The sequence below is a fragment of the Bradyrhizobium sp. 179 genome (genome assembly GCF_023073535.1).
In the GTDB taxonomy this organism is placed as follows: Bacteria; Pseudomonadota; Alphaproteobacteria; order Rhizobiales; family Xanthobacteraceae; genus Bradyrhizobium.
In genome coordinates this window covers 1-14848 of record NZ_JADPJR010000104.1, presented here as the reverse complement: position 1 = coordinate 14848, position 14848 = coordinate 1, and the positions used below count along the sequence as shown (strand labels likewise).

Annotated in this window: 14 protein-coding genes; 7 read left to right on the top strand and 7 right to left on the bottom strand. The window is 63.6% G+C overall.

Annotated elements, in window-relative coordinates; all coding sequences use genetic code 11:
- Window positions 1-34: 34 nt before the first annotated feature.
- The 3 genes from IVB12_RS23935 to IVB12_RS23925 all read right to left on the bottom strand — a co-directional run bounded on the left by IVB12_RS23935 (window position 35) and on the right by IVB12_RS23925 (window position 3168).
- Window positions 35-274 carry a PilZ domain-containing protein gene (locus IVB12_RS23935; protein WP_247302871.1) on the bottom strand — a complete coding sequence of 80 codons (240 nt, stop codon included), beginning with the start codon at window positions 272-274 and terminating at the stop codon, window positions 35-37.
- Window positions 275-375: 101 nt separating this feature from the next.
- Window positions 376-2001 carry an FMN-binding glutamate synthase family protein gene (locus IVB12_RS23930; protein ID WP_247302870.1) on the bottom strand — a complete coding sequence of 542 codons (1626 nt, stop codon included), beginning with the start codon at window positions 1999-2001 and terminating at the stop codon, window positions 376-378.
- 393 nt (window positions 2002-2394) lie between these two features.
- Window positions 2395-3168: a ferredoxin--NADP reductase gene (locus IVB12_RS23925; RefSeq protein ID WP_247302664.1), complete on the bottom strand. Its 774-nt coding sequence runs from the start codon at window positions 3166-3168 to the stop codon at window positions 2395-2397.
- Between the two features lie 374 nt (window positions 3169-3542).
- Between IVB12_RS23925 and IVB12_RS23920 the strand changes: the two genes are divergently transcribed.
- The gene (locus tag IVB12_RS23920) at window positions 3543-4349 is read left to right on the top strand and encodes a RimK-like protein (RefSeq protein ID WP_247302662.1); all 807 of its coding nucleotides are present in this window, start codon (window positions 3543-3545) and stop codon (window positions 4347-4349) included.
- Window positions 4350-4505: 156 nt separating this feature from the next.
- On the opposite strand, the gene IVB12_RS23915 is transcribed toward IVB12_RS23920, so the two are convergent.
- On the bottom strand, window positions 4506-5447 hold the full coding sequence (locus tag IVB12_RS23915; protein WP_247302660.1) for an amino acid ABC transporter substrate-binding protein: 942 nt from the start codon (window positions 5445-5447) through the stop codon (window positions 4506-4508).
- A 9-nt stretch (window positions 5448-5456) separates the two neighbouring features.
- Window positions 5457-6755, bottom strand: coding sequence for a dicarboxylate/amino acid:cation symporter (locus tag IVB12_RS23910; protein WP_247276360.1), 1299 nt, complete (start codon window positions 6753-6755; stop codon window positions 5457-5459).
- A 211-nt stretch (window positions 6756-6966) separates the two neighbouring features.
- Between IVB12_RS23910 and IVB12_RS23905 the strand changes: the two genes are divergently transcribed.
- The 5 genes from IVB12_RS23905 to IVB12_RS23885 all read left to right on the top strand — a co-directional run bounded on the left by IVB12_RS23905 (window position 6967) and on the right by IVB12_RS23885 (window position 12227).
- Window positions 6967-7968, top strand: a complete 1002-nt coding sequence (locus IVB12_RS23905) for an NADP-dependent oxidoreductase (protein ID WP_247302658.1) — start codon at window positions 6967-6969, stop codon at window positions 7966-7968.
- A 155-nt stretch (window positions 7969-8123) separates the two neighbouring features.
- A complete protein-coding gene (locus IVB12_RS23900) occupies window positions 8124-8939 on the top strand; it encodes a hypothetical protein (RefSeq protein ID WP_247302657.1) in 816 nt (271 codons plus the stop codon).
- 132 nt (window positions 8940-9071) lie between these two features.
- Complete coding sequence (locus IVB12_RS23895) at window positions 9072-9287, top strand: hypothetical protein (RefSeq protein ID WP_247302655.1); 216 nt, start codon at window positions 9072-9074, stop codon at window positions 9285-9287.
- Between the two features lie 190 nt (window positions 9288-9477).
- The gene (locus IVB12_RS23890) at window positions 9478-10617 is read left to right on the top strand and encodes an FAD-dependent monooxygenase (protein WP_247302653.1); all 1140 of its coding nucleotides are present in this window, start codon (window positions 9478-9480) and stop codon (window positions 10615-10617) included.
- Window positions 10614-12227, top strand: coding sequence for a benzoate-CoA ligase family protein (locus IVB12_RS23885; RefSeq protein ID WP_247302651.1), 1614 nt, complete (start codon window positions 10614-10616; stop codon window positions 12225-12227). Before IVB12_RS23890 ends, IVB12_RS23885 begins: the two co-directional genes overlap by 4 nt.
- A 63-nt stretch (window positions 12228-12290) precedes the next feature.
- Here IVB12_RS23885 and IVB12_RS23880 read toward each other — a convergent pair whose 3' ends face one another.
- Window positions 12291-12803 (bottom strand): MarR family transcriptional regulator, encoded by a 513-nt coding sequence (locus IVB12_RS23880; protein WP_247302649.1) that lies wholly within the window; start codon window positions 12801-12803, stop codon window positions 12291-12293.
- Window positions 12793-13425: a maleylacetoacetate isomerase gene (gene maiA, locus IVB12_RS23875; RefSeq protein WP_247302647.1), complete on the bottom strand. Its 633-nt coding sequence runs from the start codon at window positions 13423-13425 to the stop codon at window positions 12793-12795. The genes IVB12_RS23880 and maiA overlap by 11 nt, the downstream gene beginning before the upstream one ends.
- Window positions 13426-13618: 193 nt before the next feature.
- Here maiA and gtdA point away from each other — a divergent pair, with 193 nt between their 5' ends.
- Complete coding sequence (gene gtdA, locus IVB12_RS23870) at window positions 13619-14659, top strand: gentisate 1,2-dioxygenase (protein WP_247302645.1); 1041 nt, start codon at window positions 13619-13621, stop codon at window positions 14657-14659.
- Window positions 14660-14848 lie beyond the last annotated feature (189 nt).

The window sequence follows — 14848 nt, the reverse complement described above, 5'->3', positions numbered from 1 at the left end:
CCACTCGTCCCGGCGCAGGCCAAACGCAAAACCTTCACCCGAACCTCACCCCGATCCGCTTTTCCTTGCGCCAGACCACGGTGCACGATCGATGCGTCCCGTCGGCCTGGACGAACAGGGTGAAATGTTCGGGGATGCCGACTGGGCTGGTGACGTCGAGGGCTGCGCCGGTGTCGGACAGATTGCGGATGGTGCAGTCGATCGCGCCGCCGCCGAACTCGATCGTCCCGGCCTTCAGCACGCGATGTCTCGCCTTGTCGCGCCGTTCGTCCATGGGCACAATTTACACCCAAAGTTGAACCAAGAGTTAACCGCAGCCGAGCTCGCGATGTTTTTACGCGCCGGGACCGGCGTCCTTGCGGGGCGGCGCGACACTCACTGCGCGGGCTGGAACGTCTCGGAGCGTGCCATCCGCCAGGCGTCGCGAAACCGCGGATCTTCCGTGCCTTCGAGCAGCTCGCCCGGGCGCAGCGCCGGATAGAGCTGTGCGAAGGATTGCACCTGGGTGGTCGACGTCCGCTGGCTGAAGTGGATCGGACGCAGCTGCTGCGGATGTTCGAGGCCGGCAGCGGCGATCAGCTCGGTCAGCGAGTGCAGCGTCGCATGGTGGTAATTGTGCACGCGGTCGATCTTGAGCGGCACGTAGAGCGCGCGCGCCCGCGTCGGGTCCTGCGTCGCGACGCCCGTGGGGCAGCGGTCGGTGTGGCAGCTCAGCGACTGGATGCAGCCCAGCGAGAACATGAAGCCGCGCGCCGAATTGCACCAGTCGGCGCCAATCGCCATGGCGCGCGCCATGTCGAAGGCGGTGGCGATCTTGCCGGACGCCCCGATCTTGATACGGTCGCGCGCATTGATGCCGACCAGCGCGTTGTGGACGAAATTGACGCCCTCGCGCATCGGCATGCCCAAATGATCCATGAATTCCAGAGGCGCCGCGCCGGTGCCGCCCTCATTGCCGTCGACGACGATAAAATCAGGATAGATGCCGGTCTCTATCATCGCCTTGCAGATCGCCAGGAACTCCCAGGGATGGCCGATGCACAGCTTGAAGCCGGCCGGTTTGCCGCCGGACAGGCGGCGCATCTCGGCGATGAACTGCATCATGCCAACCGGCGTGGAGAAGGCGCGGTGCGAGGCCGGCGAAATGCAATCCTCGCCCATCGCGACACCGCGGATCTTGGAAATCTCTTCCGAGACCTTTGCGGCCGGCAGCACGCCACCATGGCCGGGCTTGGCGCCCTGGCTGATCTTGAGCTCAACCATCTTGATCTGGTCCTCGCCGGCGACGCGCGCGAACGCCTCGGAATCGAAGCTGCCGTCGAGATGACGGCAGCCGAAATAGCCGGAGCCGATCTCCCAGATGATGTCGCCGCCCATCTCCCGGTGATAGGGGCTGACGCCGCCCTCGCCGGTGTCATGCGCGAAACCGCCCTTCTTCGCGCCGGCATTGAGCGCACGCACCGCGTTGGGGCTGAGCGCGCCGAAGCTCATCGCCGAGATATTGAACACAGAGGCCGAATAGGGTTTTGCGCAATCCGGCCCGCCGATGACGACGCGGAATTTTTCCTCGGCATGCGCCTTCGGCGAGACCGAGTGATGCATCCACTCGTAACCCTCGCGATAGACGTCCTCCTGGGTGCCGAACGGACGCTTGTCGAGCTCCATCTTGGCGCGCTGATAGACCACCGCGCGGGTATCGCGCGAGAACGGCATACCGTCCTTCTCGCTCTCGAAGAAATATTGCCGCATCTCGGGGCGGATTTCTTCCAGGAGGAAGCGGATGTGCGCGGAGATCGGATAGTTGCGCAGCACCGCGTGACTCTTCTGCAGGAGATCGCGGACGCCGAGCAGCGTCAGCGCGCCGAAGATCAGGATCGGGACCAGCAGGATGTCGAAGATCTTGCGGTCGACGATACCGATGGCGATCAGCAGCGCAGTGACAACCGCGCAGATCGTCAGCACGATAAAGCGCGGCGAGAACGGAAGCAGCAGGGTTTCCATGACCCCCTCTTCCGCCAGGGGCAGGCGTTTGGGAGCTTCGTGCGTCTTGTTGTCCTCGGCCACGATCCGATCCTCTCGCCAGCATGAGGCGATACGATACGCCTGTGCCTGTCATACGGATATGACGCGGCCCTTGTTTCAGGCTAGCGAATTCGGCTGAGACAAATCAATCAGCCCGATGGGCGGGCTTTTGCAGTGCAGCAGAAGGGGAAAGGGACGCGGCTAAGCGGGCAAAGGCGCCTCACCCGCCGCTGTCCTCCTGGCGAAAGCAAGGACCACCCCTAAGCGGGCGTTGTTGCGAAGACTGGCAACGACCAAGCCTTCGCCAAACTTCACCCGGTCGGTACTGGTCCTGGCCTTCGCCAGGACCACACCGACGACGAAGAGGGGGGCTTAGCGCTCGACGAACGCCTTTTCGATCACGAAATGGCCGGGCTTGTTGCCGGAGCCTTCGACGAAGTCGCGGCCTTCGAACATCAGCTTCAGCTCTTCGAGCATCGCGGGGCTGCCGCACATCATGATGCGGTCGGTTGCGATGTCGAGCGGGCCTTGACCGATGTCGTTGAAGATCTGCTCGGAGCTGATGAGATCGGTGATGCGGCCGCGGTTGCGGAACGGCTCGCGGGTCACAGTCGGATAGTAGACGAGCTTGTCCGCGAGCAGCTCGCCGAACACCTCGTCCTCACGCAAATTCGCGACCAGCTTCTCGCCATAGGCGAGCTCGGAGACCTGGCGGCAGCCGTGCACCAGCACGATCGACTCGAACTGATCATAAACCTCGGGATCCTTGATCAGGCTCGCAAACGGCGCAAGGCCGGTTCCGGTCGACAGCAGCAGCAGCCGCTTGCCGGGAAGCAGATTGTCGGTGATCAGCGTGCCGGTCGCCTTGCGACCGACCAGAATGGTGTCGCCTTCCTTGATCTTCTGAAGGCGCGAGGTCAGCGGACCGTCCTGAACCTTGATCGAGAAAAACTCGAGCTGTTCCTCGTGATTGGCGCTCGCCATGCTGTAGGCGCGCAGCAGCGGGCGGCCGTCGACCTCGAGGCCGATCATGGCGAACTGGCCGTTCTGGAACCGGAAGCCGGTATCGCGCGTGGCGCGGAAGCTGAACAGCGTGTCGGTCCAATGGTGGACGGAAAGAACCTTCTCTCGGTAAAACGCGCTCATGATTTTCGATATTCCGAATATTTGCGGTTTTCGGACAAAAGGATTGCCAGGCCCCTGACGGCGGGGCGAGCACCATTTGCCATGGCGGAGGATTTCGCGTGTGTGATCTACGCCATTGAGACCAATAATCAACCTCGTTTCGGAAGCAATTAGTGCCCGCCAAACCGGCATTTGGGCGGAATTGGGCGCATCATTAATGAATTTGCTGCCCCGCGCGCGCGGCGGGCAATTTCTTTTCCCTCCGGGGCTCGATGGCAGCAGTTAATTTCCGTCGCGCTAACGAGAATTTCATTAAGAATAGCTCTGATTTTCACCCCGGTTTGGCGCCGTTTCCCGCATTTTTGCGGCTTTTGGCGACAGGAACGACCGAAACCATGACGAGCGAGCGGATCTTCATCCAGGCGATCAGGCGCTATTGCGCGGACCATGGCATTGCGGTCGATGTCCACGCCAGTGGCTGGCTGGTTGCGATGCGCCGGGGCAAGACGCGCCGCTTCGCCTTCGGCTACGACATCGGCCTCAACAGCGCCATCGCGCATCGTCTCGCCAGCGATAAATCGGCCACCGCCGAGGCGCTGGCGCTGGAGGGCGTGCCGTGCATTCCGCATCATCTGTTCCTCAACCCGAAGCTCGGCAAGAATGTCGTTGGCCCCACCTGGCGAGATGCAATGCTTGAGCTGCTTCACGGCCATCCGCAAGGCGTGGTGGTGAAGCCGAATGAGGGGACATCGGGGCGCTCGGTGTTCAAGGTGACGACGGAGGCGGAGCTGGATCACGCGGTTGGCGAAGTTTTCTCGATGAATGCCGGGCTCGTGATCTCGCCCTATGTCGCGATCGAGGACGAGGTCCGCGTGGTGCTGCTCGATGATGTCCCCCTCGTCGTCTACGGTAAGCAGCGTGGCACAGATTGGCGACACAATCTTGATGCCGGCGCAAAGCCGGTATTGCTGGGGAGCGGCGAGGTTCGAACGGCTTGCGTCAAGCTCGCGATCGATGCTGCGCGCGCGATCGGCATCGCCTTTGCGTCGATCGACGTGGTGCGCGTCGATGGCGATTGGCGCGTGCTCGAGATCAATTCCGGCGTGATGATGGAGTCGCTGGCGAAGCTGCATCCGGAGTTGGTGCAGGCGACGTACGACGCGGCGCTGGACCGGGTGTTTGGGAGGCGAGCTGACTGCTAAGCGCAGGGTGGAACCCTTCTACCCTTGCGGGAGAAGGTGGCGCGAAGCGCCGGATGAGGGGTTCTCTCCACTCGCGAGGCTGCTCGTGCGGATAGAGACCCCTCACCGTCTCGCCGCTGCGCGGCGAGCCAGCCTCTGGTGCACTGAGCTCGCGGCTCAATTATTCGCGCCCGGCGAATCGTCCATCGCCTTGAAGGCTTCTTCCAGCTGCAGCGAGATCGGTACGTTCAGCCGTTCGCCGGTGGGAAACCTGGCGGTGAACCATTTGTTGTAGAGCGGGATAAGGTCGCGGTTCGAGCCGAGCTTGCGGAAGGCGCGTTCGACCACGGCGGCGAGTTGCGGCTCGCCCTTCCTGAACATGATGCCGTAGGGATCGTAGGACAGATAGTCCCCGACCACGCGAAAATATTCCTGGGCCTTGTGACGCGCAATCAGGCCGTAGAGCAGGATGTCGTCGGTCGCGAACGCATCCGCCTTGCCGTCGTTCACCATCTGAAACGACTGCTCGTGATCCGGCGCGGTCACGATGTTAAGACCGAGCGAGAGCTTCTTGTCGGCTGCCTGGATCGCCTGCTCGTTCGTGGTGCCCTTCGTCACCACGATGGTCTTGCCCTTCAGATCGGTCAGCGACCGGACGTTCGACGCCTTCGGCACCATCAGCTTGGTGCCGGCGACGAATATCAGCGGCGAGAAGGCGACGCGCTTGCCACGTTCGGCATTGGCGGTAGTCGAGCCGCATTCAAAGTCGATCTTGTTCTGGAGCACGGCGTCGATGCGGTCGTCCGAGGTGACCTTGACGTAATCTATCCTGAGATTGGGATCGTCGACCTCGATGCCGATCTCCTCGACGATGGCCTCGCACAGCTCGAGGCTGTAGCCGATCGGGCGCCCCGCCTGGTCGAGGAAGGAGAATGGCGGCGAGCTCTCGCGATATCCGAGCCGCACGGTGTGCGCCTGCTTGATGGCCGACAGCGTCGGGCTGAGCCCTTCGCTGCCGGTCTGGGCGAACGCCGAGCTCACGAACAACGAAGTCATCAGCAAACATGCCGCGAGCCATAAGCAGAATGAGGTCAGTGACCTCGCCAGGAACTGGCCCATGGTTCGCTCCTACCCATGGCCGGCCATGGCGGGCACTTCACCGGGCACCATATCCTCGGGCACCGCATCACTAGGTCCAAGCTCGTGCTCGGGCCCGAGCTCACCTTCCCATTTGGCCACGACCGAGGTCGCCAGCGTGTTGCCGATCACGTTGGTGGCACTGCGGCCCATGTCCAGGAAGGTGTCGATGCCCATGATCATCAAGAGGCCCGCCTCGGGGATGTTGAACTGCGCCAGCGTCGAGGCGATCACGACGAGCGAGGCGCGCGGCACGCCGGCGACGCCCTTGGAGGTGATCATCAGCGTCGCCAGCATGGCGAGCTGGGTGCCGAGCGGCATGTCGATGTGGTAGCTCTGCGCGATGAAGACGCTGGCGAAGGTGCAGTACATCATCGTGCCGTCGAGGTTGAAGGAATAGCCGAGCGGCAACACGAAACTCGAGATCCGCGACGAGGCGCCGAAACGGTTGAGGCCCTCCAACGTCTTCGGATAGGCCGCTTCCGAGCTCGCGGTCGAGAATGCGATCATCAGGGGCTCGCGGATCAGCTTCAGCAGATGACCGTAGCGTGGCCCGATCACGATGAACCCGACGATAACCAGGATGGTCCACAGGATCGCCAGCGAGAGATAGAAGCCGCCCATGAAGACGACGAGCTTCCAGAGCACCAAGAGTCCATTCTTGGCGACCGTCGCGGTGATGGCGGCCCATACCGCGAGTGGCGCGAACAACATCACGTAGCTCGTCACCTTCAGCATGATGTGGCCGATGTCGTCGATCAGCGCCAGGATCGGCTTGGAGCGCTCGGGCATCGCGCCCATCGCCACCGAGAAGAACACGGCGAAGATCACGATCTGGAGGATTTCGTTCTGCGCCATCGCGTCCGCGATCGAGGTCGGGATCAGATGGGTCAAGAATTTCTCGATCGAGAAGGCGGAAACCGGCAGGCCTGTCGATTGGCCCGCCGCGGGCAGCGTGCCCGGGAAGTTCGCGCCAGGCTGAAGCAAATTCACCATGATGAGGCCGAGCAACAGCGACACGAACGAGGCGCTGACGAACCAGCCCATGGTCTTGGCGAAGATGCGGCCGAGCTTGGAGCCGGAGCCCATATGGGCGATGCCGCCGACCAGGGTCGCGAACACCAGCGGCGCGATGATCATCTTGATCAGGCGCAGGAACATCATAGCGATCAGGTTGATGGACGAGGCCCAGTCGGCGCGCGTGTCGGGCAGGAAATTGTAGATCGCCGAGCCCATGACAATGCCCAGCACCATCGCGGCCAGAATGTATTGCGTGAACCTGTTGGACATCGCTTACCCCCACGTACACCGGCGCTTCATGATGTCGCAGATATCACAGCGACGCAACACGCTTTGCGTGTGCTCGTGTTGGCCGGATGTTCTCGTTGTGAAATGGAACGCCGCGATCTAGCTTTCATGCAGCGCACAACGCATGCGGCTTGCACGTTTTCTTGGCTGCCGCTGCATCAATAATCGCCAAACGATCGGAGAGGGGAACGCCATGAGCGGCAACATCAATCGCCAGATTCTCCTGGTGGAAAAACCCAGCAGCAAGCTCGGGCCCGAGCATTTCAAGATGGTGGAGCACGCAGTGCCGGAGCCGAAGGACGGCGAGGCCCTGCTGCGCGTGCGATACATCTCGCTCGACGCCGCCAACCGCGCCTGGATGCATGGCGCGACCTATCGCTCCGCCGTCGAAGCCAACAGCGTGATGGCCGGCGGCGCCATTGCCGAGGTTGTCAGCTCGAAGGCGCCGGAGCTGGCGGCGGGCGACATCGTGTTCGGCGACACCGGCTGGCAGGAATATGCCGCGGTGCCGGCGAAGCATCTCACCAAGATGCCGAAGCTCGAGCCGATGACGCATCTGCTCAGCGTGTTCGGCATCGCCGGCCTGACCGCCTATTTCGGCCTGCTGGAGATCGGAAAGCCCAAGGAGGGCGAGACGGTCGTGGTCTCCGCGGCCGCGGGCTCGGTCGGCTCACTCGTCGGACAGATCGCCAAGATCAAAGGATGCCGCGTGATCGGCATCGCCGGCGGCGCCGACAAATGCAATTGGCTGACTTCCGAGCTCGGCTTCGATGCGGCCGTGGACTACAAGGACGGCGCGGTGTTCAAGGCGCTACGCGCAGCTGCAGCCAAGGGGATCGACGTCTATTTCGACAATGTCGGCGGCGACATTCTGGAAGCCTGCCTGCCGCAGATGAACAATTACGGCCGCATCGCCTGCTGCGGTGCAATCTCGCAATATGACGGCGCGCCCGCCGCACACGGCCCGCGCGGCGTGCCCGGCTTGATCGTGGTGAAGCGGCTCGTCATGCAGGGCTTCATCGTGATGGACTACATGAAGGACAGCCAGCGCGCACTGGCAGACCTCCAAGCGTGGGTCAATTCGGGCAAGCTGAAGGTGCAGGAGGACATTATCGATGGCCTCGAGAACACACCGAACGCGCTGATTGGATTGCTGGCGGGCGAGAACCGCGGCAAGCGCATGATAAGGCTCTGAGACGCCGCCACGGCGCAATTGCACCTGCATAATTGGCTTGCAGGAGAGATCAAAGCGGCGAATGATGCCACGCGCGAGGCATCATTCGCGACGATTGCGATTGCATTATATTTTAAGAGTCGTCGGCGTGACCGGCAGGGCAGGAAATCAGTCAGATGCTCAACACGTTGAGACATGCATCAACGCGCAAGGTGTTGCTGGCGGCAGCGTTCTTCGCAATTGCAACAGGCGCGTTCGCGCAGGCGCCGACCGAGGCGCAGAAGGGCGCCATCCGCTCGGACTTCATGGCGCATTGCTCGAGCGTGACGCCCGGCGGGGTGGAAGCGTATCAATGTCTGGCAAAGAACATGTCCAGCCTGTCATCGGGATGCCAGACCGCGGTTCGCGCGGTCGAGCCTGCTTCGGCGCCGAAGACCGAAGCTGCGCCGAAGACCGAGGCTGCGCCCAAGCCGGCAGCGGCGCCTGCCACGCCGAAGGCTGACTCCGCTCCCGCTGCAAAGCCGGCCGCCGCGCCGGCGCCGAAGGCTGCTGCCGCCACGCAGCCGAGCAGCGCGCAGGTTGCGGCGGTCAAGAGCGCGTGCCGCGCCGATTATCCCAAGGTGTGCGCCAGTGTGCCGCCGGACGGCGCCCCCGCGCTCGAATGCCTGGAGAAGAGCAAGGCCAAGGTCTCGCCGGCCTGCCAGAGCGCGTTGAGTGCGGCGTCCGGCGGTGGCGCGGCTGCAACGGCAGCGCCCGCGGGTGCGGCTCCCGCGGCAGCAGCACCGGCGGCCGCGCCAGCGGCGATCGTTTTGCGCCCGCTGCGGCCGCGCGAAGAGCTGTTCATCGCAAGGTCGGCCTGCGGCGCCGACATCCGCACGCTCTGCGCCGGCGTCGCGCCCGGCGGCGGCCGCATCATTCAATGCATCTCCAGCAATGCCGCCTCGCTATCGCCGGCGTGCAAGGACGTGCTCGCCCCGTTCGCAGTGCGATGAGGCAGCGCACGATCGCGCGCCAAGGCACAGGGGCAATGCTTGGCGGCCTGCGCGAATGAATTCCCGCACGCCTGCAACGACAAGTCTTTTGCAAGGACCCGATTTCGATCACGGCCAGACCAGGAGGACAACATGCGTTCATTGCTGCTCGTCGCTTCTGCACTCCTTGCCTTCGCAGCGACCATGACGTTCGAGGCCACCGACGCCAATGCGGTGGTCTGCGCCCGCGGCGTGTATCGCGCCGGCTGCGCCGGGCCGAGCGCGGCGGTCGTGGTCCGCAAGCCGGTTCCGGCCGTCCGCTGCACCAGGGTGCTGGTGAACGGGGTCTACGTGAAGCGCTGCGTCTGACGGTGCGCATGGCCAAGCCCGCGTAGTTTGGCTATGCTTGCGCGCGAAACTGCTTCGGACACGCGCCAAACGCGCGTTCGGGAGTGAGCTTCGGCGCGCCTCGCCTTTCATAATTCCGCTGGCGCCGGACGCCGGAGCACATTAGTCTACCCCTAGATAGTGAGTATACTGTCAATTAGGGAGGCAGACGTTGCGGATCGCCGTGATTGGCGGGGGGCCCGGTGGGCTCTACTTCGCCTATCTCTGGAAGAAGCGTCACCCCGAGGATCAAGTCGACCTGTTCGAACAGAACCCGGCCGACGCGACCTGGGGCTTTGGCGTCGTGTTCTCGGACCAGGCTTTGGAATTCCTGCGCGCCGACGACCCCGAAACGGTCGACGCGATCGCGCCGCATATGGAGAGCTGGGAGAACATCACGCTGAACCTGCACGGGGACAGCGTCGCCATCGACGGGGTCGGCTTCTCCTCGATCGGACGGCTCGAGCTGCTCAAGTTCCTGCAGCAGCGCGCGCTCGATGCCGGCGTCGCCCCGTGCTTCGACACCCAGATCCATGCGATCGACCAACTCAACGGCCACGATCTCATCGTCGCCGCCGACGGCCTCAACTCGCTGGTGCGCCGGGCCTATGAGGGCGATTTCGGCACCTCGCTGTCCTACTCCTCCAACAAGTTCGTCTGGTACGGCACCTCGAAACGCTTCGATACGCTGTCGCAGACTTTCGTGAAGACCGACCGCGGCGCCTTCAACGCCCATCACTACCGCTACTCGCCGAACATGAGCACCTTTCTGGTCGAATGCGATCACGCGACATGGCAGGCCTATGGCTTCGCCTACAAGGACGTCGAGCAGTCCAAGGGCGTTTGCGAGGAGGTGTTTGCCGACACGCTTGGTGGCCATTGCCTCGTCTCCAACAAATCGGTCTGGCGCAACTTTCCCTGGGTCTGGAACGAGCACTGGTCGTTCAAGAACATCGTGCTGCTCGGAGATGCCCTGCACTCGGCGCATTTCTCGATCGGATCAGGCACGCGGCTCGCGATCGAAGACGCCATCGCGCTGGTCAAGGCGCTGGAATCGGATGCGCATCTGTCGACCGCTCTGCATCGCTACCAGGCCACGCGCAAGCCGATCGTGCAGAAGCTCGTCGATGCCGCGCGCACCAGCGCGTTCTGGTACGAGCACTTCGCCGACCACATGAAGCTGCCCGTGATGGATTTCGCCTATAGCTACATCACCCGGTCCGGCCGCATCGACGATTCCCGGCTGCGGGCGATGTCCCCGGCCTTCATGGCGCGCTACGAGGCGGCCAAGAACGGCGGGGGTGCGGCATGAGCAACGAGATTCGCGACCAGGTGCCCGCGGACAGCCCCGGCGCACGCGAGATCGGCTTTGCCGTTCCGCAAATCTATAATGCCGGCCGCGTGCTATTCGACAATCTCGATCAAGGGCGCGGCGACAAGCTCGCGCTCATCGGCCCGGCGGGCACGCGGACCTATGCCGAGCTCTGCGCCGAGGCTTGCCGCTGGGGCAACGGGCTTGCCTCGCTCGGCCTCAAGCGCGGCGACCGCGTGCTCTTGTTTCTCGACGACACGCCGGCCTATCCCGCCGCCTTCTTCGGCGCGGTGCGCGCCGGCTTCGTGCCGCTCCTGATCAACACGCTGACGCCGCCGGACCTCTTGCAGTTTTATCTTGCCGATTCCGGCGCTGCCGTTGCGGTGGCGGATGCCGAATTCTGCGCGCGCTTCAATGCGGAAGCTTGCAGGGACACGGGTCTGCACACGCTGATCGTCGTCAATGGCGAGGTGCGCGACCACGCCGCGCCTGTTGCGATCGCAGCGGCAAGCTGGCTCATGCAGTCCCCGGCCGAACTCGCGGAAGCCAACACCGATCGCGACGAGATGGCGTTCTGGATGTACTCCTCCGGCTCAACCGGCCGGCCCAAGGGCATCGTGCATCTTCAGCACGATATGGCCTATAGCGAAGCCGCCTTTGCCCGGAGCGTGTTGAAGCTGACGTCTGGCGACATCTGCTTCTCGGTACCAAAGATCTTCTTCGCTTACGGCTTTGGCAATTCCGTCACCTTCCCATTCTCGGCGGGCGCGGCAACGTTGCTGTTGCCGGGCCAGCCGAAGCCCGCATCGATCTTTTCGGCGATCGAGCAATACAAGCCGACGGTGTTCTTCGGCCTGCCGACGCTCTACACGGCACTGACCAAGGCCGAGGGCGCCGACAAGACCGACTTTTCGTCGCTGCGCATGGCGCTCTCTGCGGCCGAGGTGCTCTCGGCCGAAGTCTTCAACGGCTGGAAGGCGCTCACAGGCCTCGAGATCGTCGAGGGTCTCGGCTCGACCGAGGTGCTGCACATCTATCTCTCCAACCGTCCTGACAAGAGGAAGCTCGGCGCCGCCGGCCTGCGCGTGCCCGGCTACGAGGTTGCGCTACGCGACAAGGACGGCCGCGACGTCGCCGATAACGAGGAAGGCATCTTGTGGGTGCGCGGCGATTCCAACACGCCGCTGTACTGGAACCGGCCGGACAAATCCGCCGAGACCATTCGCGAGGGCGGCTGGATCTACACCGGCGATCGCTTCGTGCGCGATGCCGACGGCTTCCACTTCTTCCGCGGCCGCGCCGACGATCTCATCAAGATCTCCGGCCAGTGGGTCTATCCGCTGGAGGTCGAACTCTGCCTCGCCGACCACCCTGATATTCGCGAATGCGCGGTGTTCGCCGCCGAACTGCCGGATCGGCGCATGACGCTGAAGGCCGTGGTGGTGATGAACAACCGCGCCACTGATCAGAGCGAGACGACGCGCAAGCTCCAGGATTATGTGAAGGGCAAGCTATTGCCGTACAAATATCCGCGCGAGGTAATCTTCATCGACGAGCTGCCGAAGACCGGCACGGGGAAGATCGACCGGCAGGCGTTGCTGCGGATGTGAGGCCGAGGATATGAGGGATACGCTCACGTGACCATACCCACGCTGTCATCGCCCGCGAAGACCTCACCCGCCCTTCCCCAGATGTTCCAGCGCATCCTCGGCCCGCAGCGGCACGCGTGAGGCTTCGTTGTTGAGATCGACGAGCTGCACCAAGAGCTCCAGCAGCGCCTTGCGGTCGGCGGGTTTCAACGGCTCCAGCATGCGCGCCTGGGCTCGCTCTACGGCGGGGATGATGTCGCGCAGGATCGCGGCGCCTGATCTGGTCAGATAGAGCAGCTTGATCCGCTTGTCCTCGGGCGCCGGCTTGCGCTCGATATAGGCCTTGGCCTGAAGCCGCTCGATCACGCTGCCGAGCGTGGAGCGATCGAAGGCGATCACCGCCGACAGACGCGTCGCGTCGATGCCGGGATGGGTGTGGACCGCGATCAGCGCCGCATATTGCACCGGCGTCAGGTCGAACGCCTTGCACTCCTCCATGAAGATCGAGACCGCGATCTGCTGCATGCGCCGGAACAGATAGCCTGGCGCGGCATAGACCGCATCCATCGTGATCGGAGGAAGAGGCTTACTCGGCATCGGGCTGCTTCTCCGGCGCGGCATTGGCGAAGGCCGGCATTGCCTTGGCGGCGGCTTCTGCCTGAAGCAGGCGCGGATAGGCCGACACATCGACGCCGAAACGGCGCGCATTGGCGAGCTGCGGCACCAGACAGAGATCGGCCAGCGTCGGCGCGTCTCCGAAGCAGAACGGGCCCGGCTCGCCCCTGATCAGCGTCTCGCAGGCCGACAATCCCTCGCGGTTGACCCAGGCCGCCCAGTCCTGGACCTTCTCCTCGGCAAGGCCGAGCTCGCGCAGCCGCGCCAGCACCTTCAGGTTCTGCACCGGATGTGTGTCGCAGGCGATCGCGAGTGCGAACGCGCGCACCTTGGCACGGCGCAGCGGGTCCTTCGGCAGCAGCGGCGGATTGGGATGCGTTTCGTCGAGCCATTCGATGATCGCGACCGATTGGGTCAGCACTTCGCCCGCATCGTCCTCCAGCGCCGGCACCAGGCCTTGCGGGTTGATGGCGAGATAGGCGGGCGCGCATTGCTCGCCCTTGCGCAGATGATGCGGCAGATGCTCGGCACCGAGGCCCTTGAGGTTCAGCGCGATCCGCACGCGATAGGCGGCGCTGGAGCGGAAATAGCCGTGCAGCTTCATTGAGACCTCCCTTGTTTCTTGTCGTTCCGGGGCTCGCGGAGCGAGAACCCGGAACCTCGAGATTCCAGGTGCGCAAGTGCGCACCATAGTTCGATGCTGCCGCATCGCCCCGGAATGGCGACCAACACCCCTCACGTTGACGCTCCTATATCCTCAGTATACTGTCAATCGACAAAACGAACGGAGGCGCACCATGGAAGCCGTGACCAAGACGCCGGAACGCGAGGCATTTTACCGGAAGATCGACGGCGAAAATCTCACCGCGCTGTGGACGGTGATGAGCGATTTGATCACGCCGGAGCCGAAGAGCGCCTGCCGGCCTCACTTATGGAAGTTCGAAATCATCCGCGACTACATGACGGAAGCCGGCAAGCTGATCACCGCCAAGGAAGCCGAGCGGCGCGTGCTGGTGCTGGAGAATCCGGGCCTGCGCGGCCAGTCCAAGATCACGACCTCGCTCTATGCCGGGGTGCAGATGGTGGTGCCCGGCGACGTCGCGCCCGCGCACCGCCACAGCCAGTCCGCGCTGCGCTTCGTGCTCGAAGGCAAGGGCGCCCACACCGCGGTCGACGGCGAGCGCACCGCGATGGAGCCCGGCGACTTCATCATCACGCCGTCGATGACCTGGCACGATCATTCCAACGAGACCAGCGAGCCGATGTTTTGGCTCGACGGCCTCGATATCCCGCTGGTGCAGTTCTTCGATTGCTCCTTTGCGGAAGGCTCAAGGGAGGACCAGCAGAAGATCACAAGACCAGCCGGCGACAGCTTTGCGCGCTACGGCCACAACCTGCTGCCGGTCGACGTAAAGCGGAGCTCGAAGACCTCGCCGATCTTCAGCTATCCCTATGCCTACACCCGCGAAGCGCTGGAGAAAGCCCGCGCAAGCCAGGAATGGGACGCCTGCCACGGCCTGAAGCTGAAATTCAGCAATCCCGAGACCGGCGATTTCGCAATGCCGACCATCGGCACCTTCATCCAGCTGCTGCCGAAGGGTTTCAAGACCGCGCGCTATCGCTCGACCGATGCCACGGTGTTCTGCCCGATCGAAGGCCGCGGCCGCAGCCGGATTGGGGATGCGACCTTCGAATGGGGCCCGCGCGATCTGTTCGTGGTGCCGAGCTGGCACTGGGTCACGCACGAGGCGGATGAGGACGCCGTGCTGTTCAGCTTCTCGGACCGGCCGGTGCAGCAGAAGCTGGATCTGTTTCGGGAAGATCGCGGGAACGCGTGACGGAGCAGGTCTCGTAGCTGGCTTCGTAGCAGCCATTAAGTGGCGGCAGTTTTTTGCTCCGCCCGGATGGTCTGCGCCTGCCATGATGATGCCGTGCTCGCGTCCGTCAAGGCGTGGCCTGGCAACAGACCACGTGAGGTTCGAGCGAGCGACGGCCATCCTTGACGGACGCTGCGCGCGACGTCATGA